General features: G+C 73.7%; 9 protein-coding genes. 7 read left to right on the top strand and 2 right to left on the bottom strand.

The window, feature by feature from the left end:
- On the bottom strand, positions 1-244 hold a 244-nt coding region (locus BIV25_RS52085), incomplete at its 3' end, for a hypothetical protein (RefSeq protein ID WP_218158486.1).
- Between the two features lie 7 nt (positions 245-251).
- On the opposite strand from BIV25_RS52085, the gene BIV25_RS53175 reads away from it, so the two are divergent.
- On the top strand, positions 252-380 hold the full coding sequence (locus BIV25_RS53175) for a hypothetical protein (protein WP_256256102.1): 129 nt from the start codon (positions 252-254) through the stop codon (positions 378-380).
- A 31-nt stretch (positions 381-411) separates the two neighbouring features.
- On the top strand, positions 412-1176 hold the full coding sequence (locus BIV25_RS27090) for a DUF4239 domain-containing protein (protein WP_079176917.1): 765 nt from the start codon (positions 412-414) through the stop codon (positions 1174-1176).
- A gap of 92 nt (positions 1177-1268) precedes the next feature.
- Here BIV25_RS27090 and BIV25_RS53170 read toward each other — a convergent pair whose 3' ends face one another.
- The gene (locus tag BIV25_RS53170; RefSeq protein WP_256256099.1) at positions 1269-3470 is read right to left on the bottom strand and encodes an SAM-dependent methyltransferase; all 2202 of its coding nucleotides are present in this window, start codon (positions 3468-3470) and stop codon (positions 1269-1271) included.
- A 225-nt stretch (positions 3471-3695) separates the two neighbouring features.
- On the opposite strand from BIV25_RS53170, the gene BIV25_RS27080 reads away from it, so the two are divergent.
- The 5 genes from BIV25_RS27080 to BIV25_RS27060 all read left to right on the top strand — a co-directional run bounded on the left by BIV25_RS27080 (position 3696) and on the right by BIV25_RS27060 (position 11419).
- Positions 3696-4796 (top strand): beta-ketoacyl-ACP synthase 3, encoded by a 1101-nt coding sequence (locus tag BIV25_RS27080; protein ID WP_256256098.1) that lies wholly within the window; start codon positions 3696-3698, stop codon positions 4794-4796.
- Positions 4797-4886: 90 nt separating this feature from the next.
- On the top strand, positions 4887-7649 hold the full coding sequence (locus tag BIV25_RS27075) for a phosphoenolpyruvate synthase (protein ID WP_371273068.1): 2763 nt from the start codon (positions 4887-4889) through the stop codon (positions 7647-7649).
- 34 nt (positions 7650-7683) lie between these two features.
- Entirely contained in the window at positions 7684-9339 is a 1656-nt protein-coding gene (locus tag BIV25_RS27070) for a hypothetical protein (protein ID WP_071375047.1), read from the top strand.
- A gap of 26 nt (positions 9340-9365) precedes the next feature.
- Positions 9366-10463 (top strand): SDR family oxidoreductase, encoded by a 1098-nt coding sequence (locus tag BIV25_RS27065; protein WP_071375046.1) that lies wholly within the window; start codon positions 9366-9368, stop codon positions 10461-10463.
- Positions 10460-11419, top strand: coding sequence for a nucleoside-diphosphate kinase (locus tag BIV25_RS27060; RefSeq protein ID WP_079176916.1), 960 nt, complete (start codon positions 10460-10462; stop codon positions 11417-11419). Before BIV25_RS27065 ends, BIV25_RS27060 begins: the two co-directional genes overlap by 4 nt.
- Positions 11420-11429 lie beyond the last annotated feature (10 nt).

Here is an 11429-nt window from a genome sequence, read left to right as displayed (position 1 = left end):
GCCCCACACCGCCGCCGCCCCCGTGCCCGCCGACGCCCACCCCGACCCCGAAGCCACCGCCGCCGCCACCACCGCCACCGCCGAAGCCGCCGAAGCCGCATCCGACGCCGAAACGTTCCCCGAAACCCGCCCCGAGGCCGCGGCCCCCGGCCCGGCCCGCGCCGCTGCCCCCGGCTCCCCGGCCGGTGCCGACGCCCGCGCCCACGCCGCCACCGGTGCCGAAGTCCGTGCCCCGGCCCGCCATGACCCCGGTGCACTATCCCGCGTACCACCCCCACCCCGTCGGCCACCCGGCGCCGAGCACCACCTCGCCGGTCACCTATGTGCTGCTCATCACCGTCCCCGCGATCGTCGCCGTCGCGGCCCTGCGCCCGCGCTGACGCGCCGGCCCGCTCACCTTGGAGGTATCCGTTGCCGGATTGGCTTGTTCTCGTCCTCGCGATGCTGGGGGCCTGTGCCGTCGTGGTGCTCGTCACCTTCGTGCGCAACAGGCGGGCTCCCGAGGACGAGGACCCCAGTGAGACCCCGGACGTCATCGAGTACATGACGATGTGGATCGGCGTCGTGTACGCCATCGTCCTGGGCCTCGCCATCGCGGGCGTGTGGGAGGCCCGCAGTTCCGCCGGGGACTACGTACAGAACGAGGCCCAGGCGCTGCACGAGATCTCGGAGCGGGTCCGGGTCTATCCGCCGGACGTGCGGGACCGGATCCGCAGCGACGTCAACGCCTATGTCTCCTACGTCGTCGACCACGAGTGGAAGACGATGGCGAACGACGAGCGTGTCACCGACCACGGTTCCGCGCTGCTGCAGAAGGTGCGCCAGGACGTCACCGACTACAAACCGAGGAACGACTTCGAGGCGCAGTCCTACCAGCCGCTGCTGGACCAGATGACCGCGGCCGACCAGGCCCGCAACGCCCGCTCCGACTCCACCGGGGCCACCATGCCGCCGGTGGTGTGGTGGGGGCTGCTCGTCGGCGGGCTGGTCACCGTCGGCATGGTGTTCGCGCTGCAGATCCGGCGCACCGCGCGTGAACTGGTGCTGGCCGGGCTGTTCTCCGCGACCATCGCCTTCATGCTGTTCCTCATCTGGGACTTCGACGCCCCCTACAGCCGGGGCATCGCGGTGACCGCGGAACCGTTCACGAACCTGTTCCCGACCCTGGCCAGATAGCCCCCGGCCCGCACACCCGTGTCTCGTCCCGCGTTCCGCGAGGGCACGGGTGTGCGGGCCGGTCCATGGGGCAGCCCGTCCGCGGCCGTCCGTCAGCCCGGGCCGGGCGAGGTGTGCCGGCGGCCGCTGAGGAGGGTGATGCGTGCGGTGCCGGGCTGTCGCGGGTCGAACGCGGGAGGCGTGGGCCGGCCGTGTTCCGCCGCGAGGTCGGCAGGCTCGCGCGTGGTGGCGGTCCAGCCGTGCGCGGCCAGCCGGGCGAGGGGATCCGTGGTGCTCTCGTTGCGCCACAGCGCGGCCAGCGTGTGCAGGGTGTCGGACTCGGCGGTGGCGTCGAGCGCCGTCCGGGTGTTGTCGGTGCGGAACATCGCCCTGCTGCCGTACTCCACCGCGATGCGGCTGGCGGGCGCGCTCAGGGCGCCGAGCCGTGCGAGAAGGCCGTCGCCCTCCTCCTCGGTGAGGTAGACCATGATGCCCTCGACCAGCCAGGCGGTCGGCAGCCCGGGGTCGAAGCCGCGCTCGCGCAGGGCACCGGGCCAGTCGTCGCGCAGGTCGCAGGTGACCGGGATCCGCTCGCTGCCGGAGAGCGGGACCCGGCCGGTGATGATCTTGTCCTTGAAGGTGAGGACATCGGCCCGGTCGATCTCGAAGACCCGCACCGGTGCCGGCCAGTCCAGGCGGAACGCCCTGGCGTCCAGACCGGCCGCGAGGACGACGACCTGACGGCAGCCGGCGGTGACCGCCTCGTGGAGCCAGTCGTCGAAGAAGCGCGTGCGCAGGGCGAAGTAGTCCCCCATGGCCCGGCGCAGCAGTTCGCCGCGCGGGCCGGACCACGCCGCGAGCGCGCCGCCCGCGGCCACGGCGACCTGGACCGCGACCGGGTCCTGGAACAGCCGGTCGGGACGGCCGCTCTCGGCGGCGCGCGACGCCGCCACCGCGAGTGCGGTGGAGCCGACGGCCGTCAGTTCGGCGCCGCCGACGGCGGTGGCGACGCCGGCGGGGTCGGAGCCGGCCACGGGCGCCGGCGGCGCAGCGGACTGCCACGCGGCACGGGCCGCCTCGCGGTCGAAGGACACGCCGCGGCGCCAGACGCGCCGGACGGCCCGGGTGGCGGTGATGTCGGTGGTCGCGTCGCCCTCGACCAGCACCAGATCCGCTCGCAGCCCCGGGGCGATGCGCCCGCGGTCGGACAGCCCGAACAGACGGGCGGGCGTGGCGGTCGCGGCCCGCAGCGCCTCGACGGGACTGAGTCCGGCCGTCACCAGGAGTTCGAGTTCGCGGTGCAGGGCCGCGCCGTGCACCACCGGGCAGGCGCGGCCCGGTGCGTTGTTGGCGTCGGTCCCGGCCACCAACGGCACGCCGGACGCGTGCAGTCGGCGCGTGGTCTCCAGTGCGTTCGCGAAGTCCAGCTCCGGCGACGGTACGGTCACGCAGAGCCCTTCGGTGCCGCCGGTGAGCGCGGAGAGGGCGTCCGCGGGCAGGTGACCGGCGATGCGTTCGTCGGCGGCGAGGTCCCGGCCGCCGGGGGCGCCGCAGGACATCTCCATCATCGCGAGGGTGGGGATGAAGTACCGGCCTTCGGCGACGGCCCGGTCCACCGCCTCCTGCGGCAGCGGTGCCTCCAGCGGGACGTGGGTGACGGCGTCCACGCCGGCGTCCAGCGCGGTCCGCACCGTCTCGACGTCGGCCACATGAGCGACGCTCGGCAGGCCCGCCGACCGCGCGGCGTCGGCCACCGCGGCCGCCGTGGCCGAGTCCAGCGTCGGGAGCTCGGCGCCGTGGTGGCAGCCGTCGTCGAGCATCATCTTGACGACGTGGGCGCCCTCCTTCTGCCGCAGCCTCACCTGGTCCCCGGCGGCCGCCGGGCCGTCGAGCGAGGGCAGGAACGGCATCGTCGCCGCCGGGTGGCCGCCGGTCGCGCAGATCACGGTTCCGGCGCTGCGCAGGTCGGCGAGGTCGTCGCGGTGCGCGGCCGTGTCGCAGAGCCAGCCGGTGAGGTCGGCGGGGAAGCTGAACAGGTCGACCTCGGTGGTGACGCCGAACGTCAGCGCCAGCCGCAGGTTGTGCAGGGTGCCCATCACGTGTGTGTGGCCGTCGATCAGACCCGGGAGCAGGGTGTGACCGGTGGCGTCGATCACCTCCGCGGCCGTCGCCGCTGCGGGGCCGGCCGCCGCCTGCGCGGTGGGTGTCACCGCGGTCACGCGCCCGGTGTCGACGAGCACGGAGACGTCGTCCAGGACCCGCTCGCCGTCGAAGACGCGGGCATGGTCGATACGGATCACGAAGGGAGCCCCCATCGTCGGTCCCGGCACGGGGAGAACGGCAACTGGCGTTCGGAAGCGGGGCGTTGGCGCGGTCGCCGGACGCCTCTGCGGTCCAGGACACACCGGCCGCCGCGAACGCTCCAGGCTCACGGCGAGGTTGTAGGAGTTCACCTAGGCGACCGGAGTCCGGCGATCCCCGTGTGCCGATATGCCGTCTTCTGTTGGTGTGTTGCGCCGACAGCGATGAGGTGAGGTGCCGTGAGGCCGGGAATCGACGGGTACGGACGCACGGACGGCGGGCCGCGGTCACCGGAGCGCGCGGCGGTCGTCGCCGGACTGGGCACGGCGGTGCCGGAGACCGTGGTCACCAACGACGACCTGGCCCGCGTGCTCGACACCGACGACGCGTGGATCCGTCGCCGTACCGGGATCCGGCGGCGTCGCGCGGTCGCGCCCGGACAGGCCACGAGCGACCTCGCGGTCGAGGCGGCGCGCAACGCCCTCGCCTCGGCGGGAGCGGTCGGCGCGGGCGCCGTCGTGCTCGCCACCAGCACACCTGACCAGCTCTGCCCGGCGACCGCCCCGAACGTGGCGAGCAGGATCGGACTGGGCCCGGTGCCCGCGTTCGACGTGCAGGCCGTGTGCACCGGCTTCGTGTACGCCCTGGCGTCCGGGGCGGGACTGATCTCCCTGGGTGTCGTGGACAGCGTGCTGGTGATCGGCGCCGACACGTTCTCCACCATCCTCGACCCCGAGGACCGGGCGACCGGAGTGGTGTTCGGCGACGGCGCGGGCGCGGTGCTGCTGCGCGCCGGCTCCAGGGCGGAGCGCGGTGCGCTGCTGGACTTCAGCCTGGGCAGCGACGGCTCGGCCGTGGACCTCATCGGAATGTACGCCGGCGGCTCGCGCCAGCGGTCCACGGGCCTGCCGGCCAAGGCGGAGGACACCTACTTCTCGATGCAGGGACAGGCCGTCTTCAAGCAGGCGGTGAGCCGGATGACCGAGTCGGCGCGGGACATCGCCGCGCGGACCGGCTGGGCCGTGGAGGAGGTCGACTCGTTCGTGTTCCACCAGGCCAACGCCCGTATCCTGGCGGCCGTGGCCCGGCAGCTCGGCCTGCCCGCCGAGCGGTTCCGCACCAACATCGCCGACCTGGGGAACACGGTCGCCGCCTCGATCCCCCTCGCGCTCGCCGACGCCACCGCCGGCGGTGAACTGACATCCGGTCAGAAGGTGGTGCTGACCGGCTTCGGCGGCGGGCTCACCTGGGGCTCGACCGCTCTCGTCTGGCCCGGCCTGGACCCGTTGCACAGTGAACTTTCCACCGTTGCAGGCGACTTCCTCCCAAAATATAGGTGAACACCCACAGCCGCCGGGCAAGGGTTCTCGATCTGTCCCCGCCGCTGCCACCGTGGGAATCGGAATCGATCACCTAGCCGGAGGGAATCCGTGGTGTCGCTCAGCGCGGGATCCGAGCAAAGGTCTGAAGCATCGCCGGAAGCCGGGGGAAAGGCGAAGAACCTCCACCTCCTGACGGCCGCCGGTTTCCGGGTCCCTGAATGGGCGGTGCTCGGCACCGACGTCTTCGCGGCCTTCGCCCGGAGCAACGGGCTGGCGGAGCGTCTCGCGAAACTCCTGGCCGACGGCCCACAGCACGGCGATGGACAGACCGCCGAGGCGCCCGGCGCCGGGGAACCCGGACGGACGGCGGCTCAGACGGCCGCGGAGATCGCCGCTCTCCTCGCGGACGCCCCGCTGGACGAGGCCGTCACCGACGCCGTCCGGCGGGCCTACGAGCACGTCGGCGGCGGCCTGGTGGCGATCCGTTCGTCCGGCGCGGAGGAGGACGGCGCCGAGCACTCCTTCGCCGGCCAGTTCGACAGCTTCCTCAACGTCCGCGGTCTCGACGACGTCATCGCCCACGTCCGCCGCTGCTGGGCCTCCGGCTTCTCGGAGCGGTCCCTGCGCTACCGCGCGCAGCGCGGCCTCGCGCCGTCGGCGTCGGGTGTCGCCGTCGTCGTGCAGCGCATGGTCCCGGCCGAGCGCAGCGGCGTCCTGTTCACCGTCGACCCCACGACGGGCGCCACCGACCGGTTCCTGGTCAGCGCCGTCTACGGACTGGGCGAGGGACTGGTCTCCGGCGCCGTCGACGCCGACACGGTCGTCCTGGACGCCGTCACCGGCGAGCGGCTGCACACCGTGGTCGGCGAGAAGCGGGAGCGCTACAGCGCCGGTGCCGGCCCCGGCTGCGAGGTGCGGCCCGTCGCCGAGGCGGACCGGGAGGTCCTGGCGCTGAGCGAGGAGGACCTGACCCGGCTGCACGGCCTCGGCGTGCGGGTGGCCGAGCACTACGGCACCCCGCAGGACATCGAGTGGGCGATCGCCGACGGCGAGGTCTGGATCCTGCAGAGCCGCCCCGTCACCGGCCCGCTCGCCGGCCCCGCCGGCCGGAGCGTCCCGGCGTCCGCCGAGGAGCCGCGCGGCGAGCCGCGCATCTGGGACAACTCCAACATCATCGAGAGCTTCAGCGGCGTCGTCTCCCCCCTCACCTACAGCTTCGCGGCCGACACCTACGCCAAGGTCTACGAGAGCTACGCCCGCGCCCTCGCCGTCCCGCCGGCCCAGCTGCGGGAAGTCCAGGAATGGACCCCGCACCTGCTCGGCTATTTCCACGGCCGGGTCTACTACAACCTCCTGCACTGGTACCGCATGGTGCGGCTGGCGCCCCTCTACCCGCTGAACCGGCGCGTCCTGGAGCGGTCCCTCGGAGTCGAGGAGAGCATTTCCGACGAACTGGCCGACACACTGCACCCGTTCACTCCGCGACCCGGCCTGCGCGGCCGGGCGAGCCGGTGGTACCGCACCGCCGTCTTCGCCCGCAGATTCCTCACCATGCGGACCTCCGTGGACCGCTTCCACCGGGACTTCTACCGGTCCTACGAGGTCTTCAACAACGTCGACTACGACGCCCTGCCGGGCGAGGAGACCTACCGGCGCTTCCGCCGTCTGCAGCGCGAGCTGATCGAGAAGTGGGGGCCGATGCAGGCCCTCGACGCCGCCATCCTGCTCTCCGTCGGGCTGCTCGCCCTGCTCACCCGCCGCTGGCTGCCCGACGCCCCGGAATGGTTCACCTGGGCCGCCGCCAGTCCCGGTGAGGCACTGGAGTCGGCCGAACCGGTATGGGCACTGGCCGAGTTGGGCGAGCGCGTCGCAGCCGACGACGAGGTGCGCGCCCTGCTGGAGCGCACCCCCGACGACGCGGTGTACGAGGCGCTGCGCGACGGAGGCCACACCGAGGTGCTGGCCGCCGTCGACGCGTACATCGCCTCCTACGGCTACCGCAGCCCCGACGAGCTCAAGCTGGAGGTCCCGGATCTGCACGAGGACCCGGCCGGGCTCTTCACCCTGCTGCGCGGCGCGCTGCCCGGCTCCGGTGCGGCGCCGCACCGGGGCGAGGACGCCGACTCCTACCTCGCCGAGCGGCTGCGCGGCCCGCGCCGATGGGTCTACGAGGTCGTCCGGCGCAAGGCCCGCAGTTCGCTCGCGGACCGTGAGCGGCTGCGCTTCTGCCGTACCCGGGCCTTCGGCGCGGCCAAGCGGATGCTCCGCGCCCTGGGCCGTGACCTGGCGCGCAGCGGTGCGATCGCGGCGTGGGACGACGTGTTCCTGCTCCGCCTGGAGGAGGTGCGCGGCGCCTACGAGGGAATGATCGCCCACACGGAGCTGACGGACCTGGTGGCCGTGCGCCGCGCGCGGCTGGCCGCAGACGCCGCGCTGCACGCGCCCTCCCGGTTCACCACGCACGGCGCCCCCTACTGGTCCGGCAATCTGGAACGGGCCGGCTGGTCCGCCACCGCCGCCCGCACCGGGGCCCGGGAACTGCGCGGCACCCCGTCCTGCCCCGGCGTCGCCGAGGGCCTCGCGGTGGTCACCGACACCCCGCGCGACGTCGGCGGCGGCATCCTGCTGGCCTACCGCACCGACCCCGGCTGGGTGACCGCGCTGCCCTCGGCGTCCGCCCTGGTCATCGAGCGCGGCAGCCCGCTCACCCATGTCGCCGTGGTGGCACGGGAGTTGGGCATCCCCACCGTCGTCCAGGTCAGGAACGTCACCACCGAGATCCGGGGCGGCACCCGGCTGCGCGTCGACGGCGCCGCCGGCACGGTCACCGTACTGGCCGACCCGCCCGCCGACACCACGCCCACGTCGTGAAGCCCGGAGCTTCGCAGGACGGAGACACCGCACCATGATCCTCACCGAGGAGCAGTTACAGGGACTGCTCGACACGTCGCTCGCCACGCTGCCTCCGGGCCCCGACTGGGCCGTCGTGCTGGAGGGTTCCATCGCCGAGGGCTTCGGCAACCCCTCCTCCGACATCGACTTCCTGCTCGTCGGCCGGGACGAGGCGGACCTGCCGACCATGCCGTCGCTGCTGTTCGTCGACGGCCGCCGGGTCGAGATCCGCACCCGGTCGGTGCGACAGCTCGCCGACCAGTTCACCGCCCTCGAAGCGGGCGCCAGGCGGCCCGGCCGGCTCTCCGAGGACCTCCTCAACCGCTGCCAGCGCTTCCTGGGCAGCCACCCGTTGCGCGGTCACGCCCTGGTCGACGAGGTCAAGGGCCTGCTCCGCGGCGAGCGGTTCCGGGAGATCGCGGGTGCCTGGTGGGCGCACCGGGCCCGGCAGTCCCTGCGCCACGCGATGGCGCTCGACTGCCTCGACGAGAGCGCCGAGGCGGCCGACTGGCTCCGGGCCGGCCTGGTCCAGACCGTCAAGTCCTGGGCGGCCGGCCGGGGCGAGACGTACCTCGAACCCAAGTGGCTCTCCCTGCAGCTCGAAAGGGCCGGCCGGACGGACGTCCGCGACCGCTACTGGGCCCTGGACGCGGCGGCCGGCGCCGCCGGGGGCGACCGCGCCGCGGTCCACGCGTACCTCACGGAGTGCCTCGCCTTCGCGGCCGAACTGGGCGTCAGCGGCGTCCCGTTGCGCCCCGAGCGGCTCACCGTCGAACGCGCGTCGCAGGTGACCACCTGGCAGACCGGTGAGCGGGTCCACGTCATCCGCGACCGGCGCGACGTCTTCGCGCTCGGCGACCGGGCCGGCGCGGTCTGGCGGTCGCTGGTCCTGGGCAGGCCGCTGCCCGACGTACGGGACGCCGCGCGGGCGACCGGCGTCGCGAACTCCGGCCCGCTGCTCGCCACCTTCCTGCGGTACGGACTGATCCGGCTGGCCTGGAAGGGCGCCGGCACCGTCACCCCGGCCCTGCCGCTGGCCGCCCCGCCCGGCCCGGTGACCCCGCCGCCGTACTCCGCCGCCCCGCTGCTCTCCGTGTACGGCGCGGCCGTCAGCGGACCGGACGGCGTCGATCTGGTCCCGCTGCCCGCCGAGCGCTTCTCCGCGGCGACGATGGCTCTGGTGTGGTCCAACGTGGTCGTGGAGAACGCCCGCGAGGACCTGCGCGGGGCACTGCAGCGCGGGCAGTGGAAGGTCGCCGAACTCACCGCCCGGCGCGCCGTCCACGCCGCGCTGCGCGGCCTGTTCAGCGCCTACGGCGTCAACCCGCTGCCGGCCGACTCCGATCTGGTGCGCCGCCTGCCGCTGCTGCCGCCGGCCGCGCGGGCGCTGCACGGCCGCGCGGCTCAGTTGCTGGGCCGGACCGTCACCGCACCCGAGGAGGGCGACCGGCTCAGCGCCGAACTCGGCGACTTCGTCGACCTGGTGCGGGACACCGCGGGCGCCGATGCCTTCCCCTCGTCCTTCGACTCCGCCGACACCTGGCGGGCGACGCTGGAGCTCGGCTACGACTGGCTGCGGATCGGCACCTACCTCGACGCGGCGCTGCCCCTGGAAGAGGCCCGCGACCTGGTCGCCAGCAACGGTGTCCAGCCCCACCAAGCCGCCTGATGCCACCTCTTGCGAAGGACCGACCCATGGCCGACCCGACGACCGTACTTGTCACCGGAGCGAGCGGACTGGTGGGAGCCGAGGTGACCGCGCGGCTCACCGCCGCGGGCCACCGGGTGCTGGCCGTGCTCCACAGCAACGGCGACATCGTCCGCAACAACGGCAGGAAGCTCACCGCTGCGAAGGGAACGCTGCAGCGGCTCTCCGGAGACGTCACCCGCTCCGGGTTCGGGCTGGGCGCCGAGGACCTGCGGGCCGTGGCGCGGGCCGACCGCATCGTGCACTGCGCCGCCGTCACCGACTTCGGCCGGCCCGAACAGCTCTACCGGGACGTCAACGTGGCCGGCACCCGGAACGTGCTGGACCTCGCCCGCAGCCACGGCGTCCCCCTGGTCCACGTCAGCACCGCCTATGTGTGCGGCGAACGCGACGGCACCGCCCGCGAGGACGAACTCGACATCGGACAGCACCTCGGCAACGCCTACGAGCGCAGCAAGCTGGAGGCGGAGACCCTGGTCCGCAAGGCCGCCGCCGACGGGCTGCCGGTGGCGGTGGTCCGGCCCAGCATCGTCACCGGAGCCACCCGCACCGGCTGCGTCCGCGAGTTCAAGACCCTCTACCCGGTCGTCAAACTCATCACCCAGGGGCTGTCCCGCACCGTCCCCGGCCACTACGACGCGGCGCTCGACCTGGTGCCCGTGGACTACGTCGCCGACGTGGTCACCGAGGTGTGCGAACGCTTCGGCGAGGCCCGGGGACTGACCCTGCACGCCGTCGGCCAGGCCGTCACCCTGCGGGAGTTCTCCGACGTGCTCGCCGAGTACCCCTCGTTCCAGGTGGCCAGGTTCGTCCCGCCGTCGTCCTTCTCGGCGGCGGCCCTGCCCGCCCGCGAGCGCGCCTACCACGAGCGGGTCATGTCGCTGTACGAGAGCTACTTCCGCCGCCGTATCCGGTTCGACAACACCAACACGGCCGCCTTCAGCCGCCACCCGGTGCCCAGGGGCGGCCCGGCCTACCTGCGCCGCCTGCTCGACCACTGCCTCAAGGTCGGCTATCTCGGCGCGGCCCCGCACCGCCGCCCCGCACCCGCACCCGCTCCGACCGACGGGAACACCCAGGCATGAGCCCCGAGCACACCCTCGCACCGGAGCACACCGCGTCCGTCCACGGCATCGCGGTGTCGCCGCTGCTGGCCTGCGACCCCCGCAAGCGCCGCCTGTACGGCGCGGACACCTACTATCAGGAGAGCTTCGAGCAGCTCGACGCCCTCACCAGCGACCTCACCGGTTTCGCCCACCGCCACGCCGCGCTGCTGCTCAAACCCGACGCCGTGGTCACCCGCAGGCTGCTGCCCGCCGTGAACTGGCTGGCCGACAACGGCTTTCGCGTCGTCGCCGCCGAGACCACGCGACTGACCCGCACCATGATCCGTTCGCTCTGGTTCTACCAGTGGAACCTCGCCACCCCCGAGCGCCGCAGGCTCGCCCGGCTGTTCCTGCACAGCACCGACTCCCTGGTGCTGCTGGTGCGCTGCGAGAGCGACACCGACGTCCCCGCGTCCGTCCTGCTCACCGAGCTGAAGGGGCCCACCGACCCGGACGCCAGGACCCCGGGCCAGCTGCGCCACCTGCTCGGCCGCTACAGCTATCTGCTCAACCTGGTGCACACCCCGGACGAACCCGCTGACGTCCTGCGCGAACTGGCCGTCCACTTCGACGACGAGCGGCGGGAGGAGATGTTCCGCTCCGCGCTCGCCGGGGAGGACCGGACCGCACGGGCCGTCGACCTCGCCGAGCTCCTCCACAGCCGCTGTGCGCCGCGCTCGCTCGACTTCGAACCGGCCCTGGAGCGCGTACGGTCCGCCGTCGCCGCCCACGCCGGGCCGCGCCCGGACGCCTCACCGCGCGAACTGCTGGAGACGGCCTGGCGGGACGGCGTGGCCCTGGACCCGTGGGACACCGTCGTCGTCGGATCGAAGGTGCTGCCGATGCGGCAGCCCGGCCGGGCGCCCGTCCTGGACGGCGCCGACGCCGGCACCTGGCGCGCACACCTCGCCGGTCTGCGCACCCCCACACGCTGAGGAGCAAAGG

Origin of the sequence: Streptomyces sp. MUSC 14 (assembly GCF_001866675.1) — a bacterium.
Classification (GTDB): Bacteria; Actinomycetota; Actinomycetes; order Streptomycetales; family Streptomycetaceae; genus Streptomyces.
This window is presented reverse-complemented; position numbering and strand designations above follow the sequence as displayed.